This window comes from Corallococcus llansteffanensis, assembly GCF_003612055.1.
In the GTDB taxonomy this organism is placed as follows: domain Bacteria; phylum Myxococcota; class Myxococcia; order Myxococcales; family Myxococcaceae; genus Corallococcus; species Corallococcus llansteffanensis.
Genome location: NZ_RAWB01000202.1, coordinates 1 through 15660, shown reverse-complemented (window position 1 = coordinate 15660; position 15660 = coordinate 1). Strand labels below are relative to the sequence as shown.

16 protein-coding genes are annotated in these 15660 nt (G+C 70.3%); 4 read left to right on the top strand and 12 right to left on the bottom strand.

Going from position 1 to position 15660, the window contains the following annotated elements:
- Together D7V93_RS19860 and D7V93_RS19855 are read right to left on the bottom strand one after the other, a co-directional pair.
- Positions 1–676: nucleotidyltransferase family protein (locus D7V93_RS19860; protein WP_147451241.1), on the bottom strand; the 676-nt coding region annotated here is incomplete at its 3' end.
- 4 nt (positions 677–680) lie between these two features.
- Entirely contained in the window at positions 681–1721 is a 1041-nt protein-coding gene (locus tag D7V93_RS19855) for an aminoglycoside phosphotransferase family protein (RefSeq protein WP_120644919.1), read from the bottom strand.
- Between the two features lie 299 nt (positions 1722–2020).
- Here D7V93_RS19855 and D7V93_RS19850 point away from each other — a divergent pair, with 299 nt between their 5' ends.
- Positions 2021–3388, top strand: a complete 1368-nt coding sequence (locus tag D7V93_RS19850; RefSeq protein WP_120644918.1) for a pyridoxal-phosphate dependent enzyme — start codon at positions 2021–2023, stop codon at positions 3386–3388.
- A gap of 95 nt (positions 3389–3483) precedes the next feature.
- Here the strand turns inward: D7V93_RS19850 and D7V93_RS19845 are convergent, their stop codons facing one another.
- The 7 genes from D7V93_RS19845 to D7V93_RS19815 form a co-directional block, all read right to left on the bottom strand.
- Complete coding sequence (locus D7V93_RS19845) at positions 3484–3876, bottom strand: hypothetical protein (protein WP_120613267.1); 393 nt, start codon at positions 3874–3876, stop codon at positions 3484–3486.
- A gap of 3 nt (positions 3877–3879) precedes the next feature.
- On the bottom strand, positions 3880–4278 hold the full coding sequence (locus D7V93_RS19840) for a hypothetical protein (RefSeq protein ID WP_120644917.1): 399 nt from the start codon (positions 4276–4278) through the stop codon (positions 3880–3882).
- A gap of 159 nt (positions 4279–4437) precedes the next feature.
- Positions 4438–4896: a hypothetical protein gene (locus D7V93_RS19835; RefSeq protein WP_120644916.1), complete on the bottom strand. Its 459-nt coding sequence runs from the start codon at positions 4894–4896 to the stop codon at positions 4438–4440.
- A 66-nt stretch (positions 4897–4962) separates the two neighbouring features.
- A complete protein-coding gene (locus D7V93_RS19830; protein WP_120644915.1) occupies positions 4963–5409 on the bottom strand; it encodes a MaoC family dehydratase in 447 nt (148 codons plus the stop codon).
- A 71-nt stretch (positions 5410–5480) separates the two neighbouring features.
- A complete protein-coding gene (locus D7V93_RS19825; protein WP_120644914.1) occupies positions 5481–7316 on the bottom strand; it encodes a discoidin domain-containing protein in 1836 nt (611 codons plus the stop codon).
- A 90-nt stretch (positions 7317–7406) separates the two neighbouring features.
- Positions 7407–8552 carry a cystathionine gamma-synthase gene (locus D7V93_RS19820; protein WP_120644913.1) on the bottom strand — a complete coding sequence of 382 codons (1146 nt, stop codon included), beginning with the start codon at positions 8550–8552 and terminating at the stop codon, positions 7407–7409.
- Between the two features lie 59 nt (positions 8553–8611).
- On the bottom strand, positions 8612–9373 hold the full coding sequence (locus D7V93_RS19815; protein ID WP_120644912.1) for a crotonase/enoyl-CoA hydratase family protein: 762 nt from the start codon (positions 9371–9373) through the stop codon (positions 8612–8614).
- 84 nt (positions 9374–9457) lie between these two features.
- Between D7V93_RS19815 and D7V93_RS19810 the strand changes: the two genes are divergently transcribed.
- Positions 9458–10456 carry a class I SAM-dependent methyltransferase gene (locus tag D7V93_RS19810; protein ID WP_208723075.1) on the top strand — a complete coding sequence of 333 codons (999 nt, stop codon included), beginning with the start codon at positions 9458–9460 and terminating at the stop codon, positions 10454–10456.
- 22 nt (positions 10457–10478) lie between these two features.
- Here the strand turns inward: D7V93_RS19810 and D7V93_RS19805 are convergent, their stop codons facing one another.
- Positions 10479–11660, bottom strand: coding sequence for a Dickkopf N-terminal cysteine-rich domain-containing protein (locus D7V93_RS19805; protein ID WP_120644910.1), 1182 nt, complete (start codon positions 11658–11660; stop codon positions 10479–10481).
- Between the two features lie 236 nt (positions 11661–11896).
- On the opposite strand from D7V93_RS19805, the gene D7V93_RS19800 reads away from it, so the two are divergent.
- Complete coding sequence (locus D7V93_RS19800) at positions 11897–12562, top strand: RNA polymerase sigma factor (RefSeq protein WP_120644909.1); 666 nt, start codon at positions 11897–11899, stop codon at positions 12560–12562.
- Positions 12549–14453: a FecR domain-containing protein gene (locus tag D7V93_RS19795; protein WP_120644908.1), complete on the top strand. Its 1905-nt coding sequence runs from the start codon at positions 12549–12551 to the stop codon at positions 14451–14453. The genes D7V93_RS19800 and D7V93_RS19795 overlap by 14 nt, the downstream gene beginning before the upstream one ends.
- Here D7V93_RS19795 and D7V93_RS19790 read toward each other — a convergent pair.
- Positions 14425–15015 (bottom strand): FxsA family protein, encoded by a 591-nt coding sequence (locus tag D7V93_RS19790; protein WP_120644907.1) that lies wholly within the window; start codon positions 15013–15015, stop codon positions 14425–14427. The two genes, D7V93_RS19795 and D7V93_RS19790, sit on opposite strands and share 29 nt — an antisense overlap.
- A 33-nt stretch (positions 15016–15048) precedes the next feature.
- Positions 15049–15564 carry a hypothetical protein gene (locus D7V93_RS19785; RefSeq protein ID WP_244237386.1) on the bottom strand — a complete coding sequence of 172 codons (516 nt, stop codon included), beginning with the start codon at positions 15562–15564 and terminating at the stop codon, positions 15049–15051.
- Positions 15565–15660: the final 96 nt, after the last annotated feature.

The window sequence follows — 15660 nt, the reverse complement described above, 5'->3', positions numbered from 1 at the left end:
AGCGCGAGGGCATGCCCAGGTCGGACCAGTACGCGTCCACCGCGTGCCCGCGCACCTGGAGCCCCGCCTGCATCACCCGCACGTAGACCTCGCGGTTGATGTCCTCGGGGCCCTCCGCCGTCATGAAGTCGAACACGCTGGGGGACATCACGTGCACGCCGGTGAAGTGCCACGGCGTGAGCCCGTCACCGCCCGGCCCGTACCCCGCGATCCTCCGCACCTGCCCGCCCGCGTCCGCCTCGACCGCCGCGTACTTCTCCCCTTCCGGCATGGGCAGCAGCACCATGGTCGCCACCGCGCCCGACTCCCGGTGCGCCGCGACCACCGGCTTCAGGTCCACCGGGAAGAGGATGTCCCCGTTGAACACGAGGAAGTCCTCGCCGGAGAGGAAGTCGCGCAGGCCCCGGATGCCGCCGCCCGTGCCCTGGATGACGGGCTCGTGCACGACGTGCAGCGGCAGCCCCGCGCGCTCGCACTCCGCGCGGGCCACCGCCGCCATGGTGTCCGGCAGGTGGTGGGTGTTGATGCCCACCGCCGTCACGCCCGCGGCCTTCAGCACCGCCAGGTGGTAGCGCAAGAGCGGCTGGCCCAGAAAAGGCATGGCCGGCTTGGGCCAGCGCTCGGTGAGCGGGCGCAGGCGCGTGCCCAGGCCCGCGCAGAGGACCATGGCCTTCATGCGCTCAGGCCGCCAGCTCGGGCACGTACTTCGCCACCAGCTTCTGCAGCGGCTGAAGCTCCGGCCGGCGCGCGAACGCGTCCTTCACGTAGCGCAGGGAGGCGGGGATGGACACCAGGAAGCCCGGGTTGCCCTTCACGCGGTTGATGAACTCGAAGCGCCCCGCGTCCTTCAGCTTGCGCTGGATGGTGAGCAGGTCGAAGAACGCCTTGAACTCCTTCGCGTCGATCTTCTCGCCGCTCTCCTTCTCGAACGTGGCGATGTAGCGATCCAACATCGTGTCCACGAACGCGCGGTCCAGCTCCACGTAGCTGTCGCGCAGCAGCGCCACCAGGTCGTACTGGCGCGGGCCCTGGAGCGCGTCCTGGAAGTCGATGACGACGAGCTCGCCCTCCTTCACCATGATGTTGCGGCTCTGGTAGTCGCGGTGCGTGAAGCCGCGCGGCGCGGCCGCGAGCTGCTTCGCGATGTCCCGGAAGGTGGCGTCCAGTTCGGCGCGCTCCGCGTCCGTGGGCTTCTTGCCGCTCCAGGCCTCCAGGCCCCACTCGCGGAAGTGGTGCAGCTCCCAGTCGTACAGGTCCTCGTCGAAGGCGCGCGTGAAGGCCAGGCACTCCGGATCCTGCTTCTTCTCCGCCTGCACGCGCAGGCGCGCCAGCAGCTCCACCGCGCGCGTGTAGAGCGCCTCGTTGTGGCGGCCCCCCTCCAGCGCGGACTCGAAGGTGATGTCGCTCAGGTCCTCCAGCACCATGATGCCGGCGGGCTCGTCGTAGCGGAGGATGCGCGGCACGCGCACGCCCAACCCTTCCAGGTAGCGGTGCACGTTGACGAAGGGCAGCTCCTTCGGGGGCTCCCCCTTGGTGGCCTCGTCGCTCTTCTTCGTCGCGTCCGGCGGCATCACCATCGCCACCCAGCTCTCCGGGGGCGCGCCGACGCGGTAGTAGGAGCGACTGCTCGCCTCGCCCTTGAGCTTCGTGATGGCTGCGTGGGGAACGGGACGGCCAATGGCCTGTCCCACCTGGTCGCGAAGGGCGGCCTCAAGTTCCATGGGGGGCGGGTGCTCCAGCGGGGGAAGGAAAGTCGCTCGCGAGTATCGGAGGCACGGCGCGGCGGGTCAAAGCCCCCGTGGGTCGCAGGCCCGGCGACCGGCCGGCCTGTCGCCTAAGCGACGAGGAGGCCCCGTCGGGCCCCTCCCGCCCGGAGACAGGGCTGCGGGAGGCCGTGGGAGGGGACGCCGTCTCCGTCGCCCCGCGTCAGGAAGCCCGGGAGGCCCCGGGCATGTTCCCCCTGGAGGGGCGGAGCACGTATAAGGCCCCGAACCCCCCTTTTTTCGGGAAGCCACGCACGATGGACATCAAAGAGAACATCCTCACCGCCATCGGCAACACGCCGCTGGTGAAGCTCAACAAGCTCGTCGGTCCGAACGACGCCACCGTGCTCGTGAAGTGCGAGTTCATGAACCCCGGCGCGTCCATCAAGGACCGCATGGCGCTCTACATCATCGAGAAGGCCGAACGGGACGGCACGCTCAAGCCCGGCGGCACCATCGTGGAGAACACGTCCGGCAACACCGGCATGGGCGTGGCGCTGGCCGCGGCGGTGAAGGGCTACAAGTGCATCTTCACCATGCCGGACAAGATGTCCCTGGAGAAGATCAACCGCCTGAAGGCCATGGGCGCCCAGGTCGTCGTCACGCCGACGAACGTGCCGGCCGAGGACCCGCGCAGCTACTACGAGACCTCCAAGCGACTGGCCCGTGAGACGCCCGGCGCCTTCATGCTCAACCAGTACCACAACCCGGACAACATCGCGGCGCACTACGCCACCACGGGCCCGGAGATCCTCGAGCAGACCGAGGGCAAGTTCGACTACTTCGTGTCGGGCCTGGGCACCGGCGGCACGATGAGCGGCGCGGGCAAGTTCCTCAAGGAGAAGATCCCCGGCCTGAAGAACATCGGCGTGGATCCGGAGGGCTCCGTCTACGAGGGCTACTTCAAGACGGGCAAGCTCACCGAGCCGCACGTCTACAAGGTCGAGGGCATCGGCGAGGACATGCTCTGCGGCGCCATGGACTTCAAGGTCGTGGACGACGTGCGCCAGGTGGATGACCGCCAGTGCTTCAACGCCGCCCGCCGCCTCGCGCGCGAGGAGGGCATCTTCGCGGGTGGCTCGTCCGGCGCCGCGGTGCACGTGGCGGTGGAGCTGGCCAAGGAGATTGGCAAGGGGAAGACCATCGTCGTCGTCCTGCCGGACTCGGGCAGCAGCTACATCAGCAAGTTCCACTCGGATGAGTGGATGCGCGACAACGGCTTCATGCAGGAGAAGGGCGCCGGCACCGTGCGCGACATCATCGGCGCGAAGCCGCGCGAGCTGAAGACGGCGAAGCGCGGGGACCGCGTGGACCACGTCGTGGAGACGATGCGCAGCCACGGCATCAGCCAGATGCCCGTGGTGTCCGACGACGGGCGCGCCGTGGGCATGGTGCACGAGTACGACCTGCTCAACGCCCTGGTCGCCAACAAGGTGAAGTTCCAGGACGCCATCGACCCCATCGTCGCCCCGCTCCAGGGCGCCGTGTCCGCCGAGGCCAGCATCGACCGGCTGCGCGAAATCTTCGCGCGCGACAACGTGGCCGTGGTGAAGGACGGCGAGAAGGTCATCGCCATCGTCACGAAGATCGACCTCATCGACCACCTGCACCGCACCGCCGCGTAAGGCGACGCGGACAGCAGCCGCCTGAAACACCGAGGGCCCGGAAGGAGGAGAACCTCCCTTCGGGCCCTTCGTGCATCCAGCGCTTCAACAGCGCGTCAGGGATCCGGCTTCGTCAGGTCCAGGGCCACCATGTGGAAGCCCGGGCCCACGTGGATGAAGCCGAAGCGCTTGGCGCGCTCCATGATGACGTCCAGCTGCGAGTAGCCCAGGAGCAGCTTGAAGCCCAGCCGCCGGGCCTCGTCGCGAATCGCGGCGACGATGGCATTGACGGCCTCGTTGCGAACTTCCTTGCTCAGCCCGGGGGCGGCGATGATCCCTTCGATCAGCGCCACCGAGCTGTCCGTCCGGTACAGGAAGCCCGCCGCCTTGTCCGGGACCACGAAGCCCGTCTGAGGAAGGGCATCCGGGGTCATGGTCTCGTCCCATGGCTTGCGCCACAGCTCGAGCAACCCATGGTGCAGCTTGGGGTCGAAGGGGATGGGCTTCATGGACTAGCCGAGGAAGGTCGACATGCGCTGCGCGGCCAGCTCGGCGACGTTGCCCATGCCCTGCTCGCCGAACGGGCTCTTCTTGTTGGCCTTGAACAGGTCGCCGATGATGTCCGTGACCTTGCTCTTGCCGGACACCAGGTTCAGCGCGCCGGACAGCAGGCTGTTGCCGCCCGCGCCGTCCATCAGGCCGGAGTTGGCGAACATGCCCATGGCATTTTTCAGTACGCCGCCGCCCGGGATGAGGTCGGTGGCCGCGCTCAGCAGCGACTGGATGGGGTTCTTGCCCTGCATCAGGCCGCTGGCGAAGCCCATCGCCGCGCCGAGCAGCGGGTTCACCATCGAAACGAACGGCTTGACGACGTCCAACACCTTGCCGATAGCCTTGCCGATGCCGCCCATGGTCTGATCCTTTTCGGGAGAGCCGCGGTGCGGCCCTCGAAGTGAAGCGTTGAAGGATTGTCGGCCCGAGGGGCGATTAGTTTCCGGTCCCTGAATAAACAGAATCCCGCCGGAAAAAGCCCCGGGGTTCCGGGGCTTTACGGCGCCTGACAGGGTGCCTCAGGGTTTGATGGGGCCCTTCTTCGCGGCGGCCGGATCCACGGCGGCGCCGGGCTTGGGGGCCACGGCCTGGCCCGGCTTGGGCGCGGCCCCGAGCGCGGCGCTGTAGCGCTGCTCGTGGCTCTTGTCGCTGCTGAAGCCGTCGCGCTGCTGCGCGGGGCTGATGACGATCTCCCCGTCGATGATCTTCTGCAGGTGGGTCTGGATCTCCTCCACCGTGGCGATCTTCGGGTCGCGCGCCTTCAGCTCCTCGTCCGGGGTGATGACGAGCTGGGGCGGCTTGTCCGGGTGGATGGCGTAGTCGAGGATCTTCTCCACGTACTGCTCGATGGGCAGCTTGAGCATCTCCGCCTGCTGCTTCACGTCCGCGTCGGCCAGCAGCTCCGCGCGAACCACTTCCACCGGACGCTTCAGTCGGCTGGGCGCCGGAGGCGGTACCACTTCGTTCTTGTCGGACATGGGCATCTCCTTGGGGGCTATTGCTAGCCCAGGTTGCCCCTGGAACTCAAAGTGTCCGGGTTTTCGCTAGGACGCCGGGCGGCGGGCGAAGAGCGCGGTGGCCAGCTCCGTCATCACCACGTCGCCGTGCTGGTTGAGGACCTCGAAGCGGAACTTGAGCGCACCCCGGTCCGGCTTGCTGGTGGAGGGCCGGGCCTCCAGCGTTTCGATGCGCACGGTGAGCGCATCGCCCGGACGCACCGGCTTCTTCCAGCGCAGCTCATCCAGGCCCGGCGAGCCCATGCTGGCGGCCTGGCCCAGCAGCCCCTCCACGAGCAGCTTGTGGCAGATGGCGGCGGTGTGCCAGCCGCTGGCGATGATGCCGCCGTAGATGCTCTGGCGCGCGGCGTCCTCGTCGATGTGGAACGGCTGGGGGTCGAACTGGCGCGCGAACGCGAGGATCTCCTCGCGCGTCACCACGTACGGCCCCCGCTCCATGATCTCACCGATGGGGAAGTCCTCGAAGTAGCGCATGCTGTGTCCCTCCGGATGTGCCGGGTGTCCGCCCCTCCCTACCCTCCAGCGGTCCCTCGGCCAAGCCGAAGCTACCGCCGGAGGAAGCGCTCCTCGGGATCCGCCACGGACTCGGCGGTGTCCGCGGGCGGCACCGGGCTGTCGACGCGCCTCTCCGGACCGTCCTCCACCGGCCCCGGCGGCGTGTCCTGGCCTTCCGCCTCCTCCAGCGCGCTCGCCTGCACGCGGGCCGCGGTGGGCAGCGTCTTCTTCAGGGTGAGCGTGTCGCGCACGGTGTTGCTGGAGGTGATGAGCCGGGCCACCAGCGTGCCGCCGTCCACCGTCACGTCCAGGAAGCCGTAGGCCGCGGCGTCACGCACCGCGCTCCACGAGGGCTGGCTCGTGGCGAAGGGGCGGAGCGTCGCGCCGCCGCTGCCCACCACGAGGTACGGGATGCCGCGCTGGCTTCCGGACGCCATCGCGTCGCCGTACATGGGCTTGCTGCGCTCGTAGTCGTGGTCATGGCCCGTGAGGACCAGATCCACGCCGTACTTCTCGAACAGCGGGCCGAACTGGCGGCGCATGGTGAGCTGCGAGCCGTGCTCGCCGCTGGACCAGGACGGGTGGTGGAAGAAGGCCACCGTCCACGGGCGCGTGTTCGCCGCCAGGTCGGCCTCCGCCCACGCCTTCTGCGCCGCGAGAGTGCAGCGATCCGCCGACGCGAGCCCCACCGCGCAGTTGGAGTCCAGGGAGACGAAGTGCACCGAACCCCAGTCGAACGAGTAGTAGCGCTCGGTGCCCTGCGGGTTGTTGGCCGGCAGGTAGAGGTTGTCCAGGTAGGGCTGCGCCTGGTTCGTCACGTACTCGTGGTTGCCGGGCGTGGCGAACATGGGCACCTCGCGCAAGAGCCCCGCCATGGGCGTGAAGAGGTGCGCCTGGAACTCCGCGTCCGTGCCGTCGGGGTACGCGTTGTCGCCCAGCGCCAGCAGCAGCTCCGAGCGCCACGCGGGCTGCGCCATCACCGCCATCACCTTCGCCTGCGCGCTGCCGCCGGTGCCGAAGTCACCCATCGCGGTGAAGTGCACGCGGGTGGAGGTGGAGAGCGTGGACGTCTGGAAGCTGCGCAGCCCGGTGCGGCTGCCGCACGCCTCCACCACGTAGCCGTAGGTGCGGCCCGCGGACAGGCCGGACAGCTTCACCGCGTGGCGCGTGCCCGCCACGCCGGCGCTGACCGTGGACGTGAGGCTGGTACCCTCGCCAAAGCGCACCGACGGCGTGCAGGTGCTGGCGGTGCGGAAGGCCACGATGGCGCTGGTCTGCTTCACGCTCTGCAGGTACGGCAGGCGCGGCAGCGCGGTGCCGGAGTCCGACGTGGATGGAGGCGCGGCCGCCCCGCACGCCCGGGTCTCCGCGATGGAGTTCCAGTCGTTCACCGTGTTGCCGTTGACGGTGACGCGCACGTAGCGCGCATTGCGGGAGGAGAACGACGTCGTCTGCGCGGACGTGTTGAGGGCGCTGTCGCCCGCGTATGCCTGGGTGAAGGTGACGCCGTCCTGGGAGGTGGAGAGGACGAAGTGGTTCTGGCGCTCGTTGCCCCGGTGCCACGCGATGGTGGTGCCGGTGAGGGCCTGCACGGCGCCCAGATCCATCTGGAGCCAGACGCCCGTGCCTTGCGCGCTCCAGCGCGTGGCCAGGTCGTCGTCCTGCGTGTTGCCAGGGACGTTGCCGTCGTCGGCGCTGGCCGTCACCGCCTTCGCGACGAGGACGTTGCAGTTGGACGCGGTGAGAGAGGACTCCCCGCCCCCGGCCGCCGGGGTCGGCAGCGCGGCGGAAAGGAAGTCCGAGTCAGTGGGAGCAGGCGGGGACTCGCAGCCAGTCGCGAGCCACACGCCCAGGAGGCAGGTGGAGCCAAGCAGTCGGTTACGCATCGCGGCGGGAACGTTGTGCACCAACCAACATTCCCCCTGCCCTGCGGGGCCCCTGGCGGCCTGCCTCGCCGCCTGGAGGGGAGGCGGGGACTACTTCACCCGCTCGAGCGCCTGCCCGAGGTCGTCGATGAGGTCCTGCGCGTCCTCGATGCCCACCGAGAGGCGGATGAAGCCGTCGGTGATGCCCAGCTTCTCGCGCGTCTCCTTGGGGACGGAGGCGTGGGTCATGATGGCCGGGTGCTCGATGAGGGACTCGACGCCGCCCAGGGACTCGGCGCAGGCGAAGACCTTCACCGTCTTGAGGAAGGTGCGCGCCGCCTCCAGGCCGCCGTGGATGTCGAACGACAGCATGCCGCCGAAGCCCGTCATCTGCTGGCGCGCCAGGGCGTGCTGCGGATGCGTCTCCAGGCCCGGGTAGATGACCCGCTTCACCTGCTTGTGCGTGGCCAGGTACTGGGCGACCTTCATCGCGTTCTGCGCGTGGCGGTCCATGCGCACGTGCAGCGTCTTCACGCCGCGCAGCACGAGGAAGCTGTCGAAGGCGCCGGACACGCCGCCCACGGCGTTCTGCAGGAAGTACATCCGCTCCGCGACGTCGTCGCGGCTGGTGCAGACGAAGCCGCCCACCACGTCGCTGTGGCCGTTGAGGTACTTCGTCGTGGAGTGCGCGACGACGTCGAAGCCCAGGGCCAGCGGCTTCTGGAAGTACGGCGTCATGAACGTGTTGTCCGCGACGGACAGGATGCCGCGCTTCTTGGCGATCTCCGCGATGCGGCCCAGGTCGATGAGCTTGAGCATCGGGTTCGTGGGCGTCTCCACCCAGACCATCTTCGTCTTCGGGGTGATGGCCGCCTCGAAGTTCTCCGGCTTGGAGAGGTCCACGAAGGAGAAGCTCAGGCCCGAGCGCTTGAACACCTTGTCGAAGATGCGGAAGGTGCCGCCGTACACGTCGTCGGAGACGATGACGTGATCGCCCGCCTCCAGCATGTGCATCAGCATGTCCGTGCCAGCGAGGCCGGACGCGAACGCGGCGCCATACTTCGCGCCCTCCAGCGCGGCCAGGCAGTCCTGCAGCGCCTTGCGCGTGGGGTTCTGCGTGCGGCTGTACTCGTAGCCCTTGTGCTCCCCCGGCCCGTCCTGGACGTAGGTGGAGGTCAGGTAGACGGGCGTCATGATGGCGCCCGTGGTGGGGTCCGGCTCCTGGCCGGCATGGATGGCGAGCGTGTCGAAGCGCATGGCCCGCGAACTAACACAGTCCCACCGGCCGCGCAGCGCTCCCGGGGTGACTTCGGGGCCTACTCGAACTGTCCGTGCCGGCCCGCTCCCCCGGCGAAGCGCGTGGCCCCGGCGAGGGACTCCGTTCCAACCACCTTCACCCCCTCCCGGAACTCCTGGCGCAGCGCGTCTTCCAGGCCCAGGTCCGCCTGGGTGTAGGCGGAGGTCCGGTCCGCCTTCATGCACGCCTGGGGGAAGCCCGCGAGCTGGTGGGCCAGCGCCTCCGCGGCCTTCCGGGCCTCGCCCTTCGGGACCACGCGGTTGACCAGCCCCATGCCCAGCGCCTCCGGGGCGGACACGGGCCGGCCGGTGAGGATGAGGTCCAGGGCCCGGGACAGGCCAATCAGGCGGGGCAGGCGCACGGTGCCCCCGTCGATGAGGGGCACGCCCCAGCGGCGGCAGAAGACGCCCAGCACCGCGTCCTCCTCCGCCACGCGCAGGTCGCACCACAGGGCCAGCTCCAACCCGCCCGCCACCGCGTGTCCGGAGAGGGCCGCCACCACGGGCTTGGAGAGCATCAGGCGCGACGGCCCCATGGGCCCGTCCCCGTCCGGCTCCAGGCGGAGCAGGCGCCCCTCCGACACGGCCTTCAGGTCCGCGCCCGCGCAGAACGTGCCCGCGTCCCCGAAGAGGACGCCCACGCGCGCGTCGGGGTCCGCGTCGAAGGCGCGGAAGGCGTCCGCCAGCGCCTCGGCCGTGTCGCGGTCCACCGCGTTGCGCACCTCCGGACGGTGGAGGATGACGGTGGTGACGGGGCCGCTCTTCTCGACGCGCACGCTCATGGCCCCGGGTTTTCCCCCGCCCCGCGTCCGGCCTGCAATATGAGGGGCGGCGCGTGGGTGTGGAACAGGAAGGACCGACGGGGCATGGCGGACGAGGACCAGCAGCAGACGCAGGGCGCGGCGGCCGGCACGGGCATGTTCGAGAACCGCCTGCGCAAGAACGCGAAGCGCCTGCGCAAGTGGGCCCGAGCGCAGGGGCTCACGGCCTTCCGCGTCTATGACCGGGACATCCCCGAGTACTCCTACGCCGTGGACCTCTACGGCGACCACGCCCACGTCGTGGAGTACCCGCGCCGCAAGGCCCACGCGAAGGGTGGCACCACCGACACGGAGCGCGCGGAGGTGCTCGCCGCCGTCACCGCCGTCCTGGGCGTGCCCACCGAGCGCATCTCCGTGAAGACGCACACGCCCCAGCCGTGGGGCCGCTCGCAGTACGGCCGCGTGGGCCAGGGCAGCGAGCGGCTGGTGGTGGAGGAGCAGGGGCTGAAGTTCTGGGTGAACCTGGGCGACTACCTGGACACCGGCCTCTTCATGGACCATCGCAACACCCGCGCGCGCGTGCGCACGGAGGCCAAGGGCAAGCAGTTCCTCAACCTCTTCGCGTACACGGGCGCGTTCACGGTGTACGCGGCGGCCGGGGGCGCGGCGGGCAGCGTGAGCGTGGACCTGTCCAACACGTACCTGGACTGGGCCGAGGACAACCTCGTGCTCAACGGCCTGGCGGATCCGCGCCACGTGCTCATCCGCGCGGACGCGAAGGCGTGGCTGGAGGACCAGGCCCGGCACGGCGAGGAGCGCTTCGACCTCATCGTCTGCGACCCGCCTTCGTTCTCCACGTCGAAGAAGATGGCGGGGAACTTCGACGTGCAGCGCGACCATGTGCGGATGCTCGAACACCTCCAGGCGCTGCTGTCGCCCGGAGGTGTCCTCTACTTCTCCACCAACTACCTGGGCTTCGAGCTGAAGGACTCCGCGACCCGGGGCCTGGAGCAGGTGGAGGAGCTCACCCCCCGCTCCATCCCCGAGGACTTCCACCGCAAGGAGATCCACCGCTGCTGGCGCATGGTGGCCCCCTCGCGTTGAAGCGTCAGCCGCTGACTTGCGACTACAGCCAGCAGACGTTGTCCTGGCAGCGCTCGCCCGACGGGCACTCGCAGTTGGCCTGGCAGGCCTTGCCGGAGCCGTTGTTCACGGGCTTGCACTGGCCGCTGTTGCAGACCTGACCGGCGGGGCACTCGCAGTTGACCCGGCACACCGTGCCGGACGTGCCCGCATCGGGCTTGGGCTGCGCGGGGGGCAGCTTGCAGTGGCCGCTGGTGCAGACCTCACCCGACGGGCACTCGCAGTTCACCGTGCAGGACAGGTTGCTGCCGGTGCCCGCGTCGGGCGTGGGCAGCTTGCAGTGGCCGCTGTTGCAGACCTGGCCGGAGGGGCAATCGCAGTTGGCCTGGCACGCCTGGCCCGGGTCCGGCTGCGGCGACTTGCACTGGCCGCTGGTGCAGACCTGACCGGCGGGGCACTCGCAGTTGGCCTTGCACGCGCCGCCCGACGGGATGGGCAGGCAGTAGCCGATCTCGCACTTCGTCTCCGCCGAGCACTCCGTGGTGGAGGTGCAGGGCGTGCGGCACTGGCCGTTCACGCAGTCGTGGTTCGACGGGCACTGGGCTTCCGTGGTGCAGGCGTTCGGGTCCTGCTGGCGCGGCTGGCACAGGCCCTGGACGCAGGTGCCGTTGGGGCCGCACTTGGTGTCGTCCGTGCAGCCGACCTTGCAGAGCCCGTTGATGCAGTAGTTGTCCTGGCCGCAGTCCGTATTGACCCGGCAGGTAGGGGCGGTACCGCCGTCCGTCGTCGTCCCCGCGTCGGGCTTGGTGCCGGCGTCGGGCTTGGTGCCCGCGTCGGGCTTGGTGCCGGCGTCGGGCTTGGTGCCCGCGTCAGGCTTGGTGCTGGTGGACGGCGTGCAGAAGTTGTCCTGGCAGCGGCCGGAGGAGCCGCAGTCCGAGTCGCGGTAGCAGGACTGGGCGCACCAGCCGTTGATGCACATCTGCGAGCCGGGGCACTCGCTGGAGTACACGCAGTTGGTGGCGCTGGAGTCCAGGTCCCAGCAGCTGCCGGCGCGACAGTATTGGTTGGAGCCACAGTCGGTGGTGCTGACACAGCTCGAGTTGGAATCGTAGTCGTCGTCGGGCCAGTACCCGTCACCGCGCGTATCGAGGATGCAACCCGACAACAGGCCTAACAGCGCAAGGAACGGCACGAACAGCGTGCCGCGAAGCGAGGTGTTCCTCATGAGTGGGGGCTCCAAAGGAATAGGATGGGTCCGGACCGGCCACCGGGGGGGTCATCCGATTTCGAGAGCCTTCGACGCAAGGGGGGGCCAGATTGATCAAATAATTTTGATCTTTTTTCGTCTTCCCGGAGACCCAGGGGCACGGAGGCAGTGTGCTCGTCTGGACCCGCAACACAGACTGGGGGGCGATCCTCGACGGAGGAAGCGCCCGGCGTGCTCTCGAAGGAGGAGCGCTGGTGTTCATCCGCGGAGCGCGCTCGGGGGCGACCTCGACCTTCCCCGAAGCCGGGGCGGGCGGGGCCACCTCGCGCGTGCCGTCCACGGACGACGCCCACCTCTGCCGCCTGGTGCACCGCATCCAGCAGGGGGAGCTCTCCGCCTTCGAGCAGCTCTATGAGGCCACCCGGGAGGACGCGGCGCGGACGCTGCGCCACCTGGTGGGAAACCGCGTGGAGGTGGACGACCTGCTCCAGGAGACGTACCTGCGGCTGCTCACGGCGGTGAAGGGCTTCCGGGGCGAGTCGCGCTTCCGCACCTTCCTCTACCGGGTGTGCGCCAATGTGGCGCTCAGCCACCTGCGCTGGAAGCGGCGGCGGCCGGAGGACCCCTTCGCGGACCCGCCGGAGGTGGTGTCGCCAGGGGAGGACCCGGAGCGCGCCGCGGAGCGTCGTCAGGCGGCGCGGCTGGTGGAGGCGGCGCTGGAGAAGCTCAAGCCCAAGAAGCGCATCGTGTTCGTCTACCACGAGCTGTGCGGCATGAGCCCGGACGAGATCGCCCTGGCCGTGGGAAGCTCCACCAACACCGTGCGCAGCCGGCTGCACCACGCGAGACTGGAGTTCACCGAAGCCATGCAGCGCCTGGTCGTCGCCCGTCCGGTGGGAGGGTCCCATGGCCGGTCATGAGACCCAGGCCCTGTGGGCCCTGGCCGCGGGCGAGCTGGACGCGGGAGCGCGGGCACGGGTGGAGGCGCATCTCCAGGCGTGTGCCTCGTGCGCGGAGGAGTCGAAGCGGGTGACGGAGGCACGGGCCCTGCTGCACACCGCGCGCGCGGTGGAGCCGGCCGTACGGTGGGAGGAGACGGGAGCGAAGCTGAAGGCGGCCGCGGCGAAGCGGCTGGCCCAGCCCGAGCGACGGTTCCTGTCGCCCTGGGCGCTCACGCTCGCGGGGGCCTGCGCCGTCGCGCTCGTGCTGTGGCTGGGCGGCTCCCTCTTGCGGAAGAACGTGGGAGGCGAAGTCCCCGTCGTCGCGAACCGGGCTGCGCGCGACGCGGAGGTTCCGGCGGTCCCCGCGACCGGACCAGCTCCCGCGCCCGTGGTGGCCCCCAAGGCTCCCCCAGCGGCTCCGGAAGCGGTCGCGGCGCGGGAGGCCGCCACCGAGGCGGAGCGCGTCAGCGGCGCGGTGATGCGGGAGGCCACGGGGTCGGAACAGGCGCTGGCGCCGGGCATGCGGCTGCGCTCGGGCGTGGCGGTGCGCACGCCCGCGAAGGCCTCCGCGGTGCTGCGGCTTCCGGACGCGAGCCGGGTGCGGCTGTCGGCGGGCTCGGACGTGGTGTTCGCTCGCGCGGAGACGAACGCGGTGCACCTCACGGTGCAGCAGGGGCGGCTCTCCGTGAGTGCTTCACATGCCCGGCGGGAGGGCTTCCTCGTGGAGTCCGCGGGCCTGCGCGTCTCCGTCGTGGGGACGGTCTTCTCGGTGGAGCGCACGGCCGGTGGTGCCGCGGTGGCGGTGCTCGAAGGACGCGTGCGCGTGGACGCGGAGGGACAGCCGACGCGCTTCGTGAACGCGGGTGAGCGCGTGGAGCTCGCCGAGGCCGGGGGTGCGCTCAAGCCCCGCGCGCTCTCCGCCGGGGACCGACAGGCGTTCCGGGACCTGAGGGCCGCCGAGCCGCGACCGGAAGTCGCGAGCGTCGCTCCCGCTCCGAAGGGACCGGCGCGGAACGGTGCGGCTCCGGGCCTTCAGGATGCGCCGCAGGACACGGTGGTCGCCACGAGGCCGCCAGCTGCGTCGGCGAACAGTGCCGCGTCGCTCCCGTCTATTGCCACCGCCGCCAATCCGCTGGAGAGCGCTGCCCAGGACCCCAGGGACATGCTGCCCGTGGACAACGACAAGTCGCTCCCGTCTGTTGCCACCGCCGCCAATGGCTTGGAGCCCCCTGTCCCGGCTCCGGAGGCCATGCCTTCGCAGGACGGCACCGCCGTGGCCGCGACCCCGGCCGGGCCGTCGGAGGACTTCGCGCCCTACCCTGGCTCCACGGGCGACGCGCTTGCTTCCTCCGCCCCCCTGGCGATGCCGGGCTCCGTGCAGGCACCTTCCGTGGCCCCGGTGATTCCCGCGCCGCCGCGTCAGCGCAAGACGCTGGGCATGCTCGTCCCGGGCGGGCTCCTGTCGGACGACTCCGATGAGCGCTTCCTCGGCTACGCCAAGGTGCAGATGCAGGGCTCGACGTGCGGACGCTTCCTCGTCGGCCTGGGAGAGATCGCCGCGGCCAGCCCCCGTGCGAACCACCGCGAGGACGCCCGGGTGCTGCGGGGCCGCTGCTTCACGAAGCAGCGCCAGCCCGCCGCCGCCGAGGACGAGTACCGCCAATACCTCCGCGAGTACCCCAACGGCCGCTACGCCACCGAGGCCCGCACCGCCCTGGGCATGTCAGCGGCGCCCGGGCCGGAGGCCCCCACGAACGCCCCCGCGCCCCTGCCGAGGCCCGTTCCCATCACGCCACGGTGGGGGTCACCCGGTGGAGCGGTGTCTCCCCAGCGGGCGCCCGTCAGCCCCGGGGCTCCTCGTCGCTGGTGAAGTCCGCGTCCACCTCGCCCCCCTCGCTCCGGGGGCGGCGGAAGGACGCGGGGCCCTCGGAGGGCTCGGTGCTCGCGGGCGCCTCCGGGGTCTCGAAGCGGCGGGCATCCTGGAAGGGCCCCGTTGAACGCGTGGGGTCGAGCGGGTCGCCGTCCGGAATGGGCCCGACGCCGAAGTGCGTGACGCGCACGGTGCCCGAGCGCAGCGTCTGCTCCAACGAGCCGCGGACGCGGGCCGTCACCCAGCGACGCAGCGGCGGCACCATCAGCGCCAGGCCGAGCACGTCCGAGATGAACCCCGGCGCGATGAGCAGCGCGCCGCCCATCATCACCAGCACCCCGCTCAGGAGCCCCTCCTCGGGCACCCCGCCGCCGGCCATGGCCTCACGCCAGTTGCGGAACACCCGCTCGCCCTGCCTCCGGGCGATGAGGCTTCCCAGCACGGCGGAGGCAGCCAGCAGCGCGAGCGTCCCCCCCAGCCCGATGTGATGCCCGAGCGAGATGAGCAGGTACAGCTCCGCCAGGGGCAACAGGATGCAGACGATGACGAGGGCCTTGAGCACGACACCACGTTAACGCCAGACGCACTCTCGTGCTTACTCGCCGTTGAGCTTTGCTGTCAGGAACTTCATCACGAAGTACAGAAGGGCGAACCCGCCCACCGCAAACAGGACGAGCCGCGTCGTGAGCGGCATCCCCGGTCCGCGAGGGGTGTAGCGGGCCGCCGCGTCCATCGCCTCGGCCAGGCCGGGCGTGATTTCCATGGGGGTCGCCGTGCGCGAGTACTGCTCCGTGCGCGCGTACTGCTCCACGACACGATCCGTGTCCGCGGGCCCCAGCACCTGCCCCAGCTGCGGGTCGAACAGCCGGGCATTCGCCTCGCGGGCCAGCGTGGCCGCCTCCACCAGCACCTCGCGGATGAAGGCCGGCTGGTCCGACAACGGCACGCGCAGCTCCGTGGCCACCACCCGGCCCTTGTCGCGCAGGGGCACCACCTCCACGTCGCCCCGGACCAGGTTCCACTCGTGCACGCCGTCCGGGCGGACGGTCCCCGGCCTTGCCGCCAGCAGGGCTTCCACCCGCGCCAGGTCGTAGGGAACGCCCGGGGCCATCGCCTGAAGGACCAACTCGTATCTCACGCGGGTTACGAGTATACGCCGCGCGGGGCGGTACCCGCTCCCCTTCCCTTTCGAGAACGCCCCATGAAG

Coding starts and splice junctions, on each gene's coding strand:
- D7V93_RS19855 (WP_120644919.1), bottom strand. CDS start 1,721: ATGGAACTTGAGGCCGCCCTTCGCGACCAGGTGGGACAGGCCATTGGC.
- D7V93_RS19850 (WP_120644918.1), top strand. CDS start 2,021: ATGGACATCAAAGAGAACATCCTCACCGCCATCGGCAACACGCCGCTG.
- D7V93_RS19845 (WP_120613267.1), bottom strand. CDS start 3,876: ATGAAGCCCATCCCCTTCGACCCCAAGCTGCACCATGGGTTGCTCGAG.
- D7V93_RS19840 (WP_120644917.1), bottom strand. CDS start 4,278: ATGGGCGGCATCGGCAAGGCTATCGGCAAGGTGTTGGACGTCGTCAAG.
- D7V93_RS19835 (WP_120644916.1), bottom strand. CDS start 4,896: ATGTCCGACAAGAACGAAGTGGTACCGCCTCCGGCGCCCAGCCGACTG.
- D7V93_RS19830 (WP_120644915.1), bottom strand. CDS start 5,409: ATGCGCTACTTCGAGGACTTCCCCATCGGTGAGATCATGGAGCGGGGG.
- D7V93_RS19825 (WP_120644914.1), bottom strand. CDS start 7,316: ATGCGTAACCGACTGCTTGGCTCCACCTGCCTCCTGGGCGTGTGGCTC.
- D7V93_RS19820 (WP_120644913.1), bottom strand. CDS start 8,552: ATGCGCTTCGACACGCTCGCCATCCATGCCGGCCAGGAGCCGGACCCC.
- D7V93_RS19815 (WP_120644912.1), bottom strand. CDS start 9,373: ATGAGCGTGCGCGTCGAGAAGAGCGGCCCCGTCACCACCGTCATCCTC.
- D7V93_RS19810 (WP_208723075.1), top strand. CDS start 9,458: ATGGCGGACGAGGACCAGCAGCAGACGCAGGGCGCGGCGGCCGGCACG.
- D7V93_RS19805 (WP_120644910.1), bottom strand. CDS start 11,660: ATGAGGAACACCTCGCTTCGCGGCACGCTGTTCGTGCCGTTCCTTGCG.
- D7V93_RS19795 (WP_120644908.1), top strand. CDS start 12,549: ATGGCCGGTCATGAGACCCAGGCCCTGTGGGCCCTGGCCGCGGGCGAG.
- D7V93_RS19785 (WP_244237386.1), bottom strand. CDS start 15,564: ATGGCCCCGGGCGTTCCCTACGACCTGGCGCGGGTGGAAGCCCTGCTG.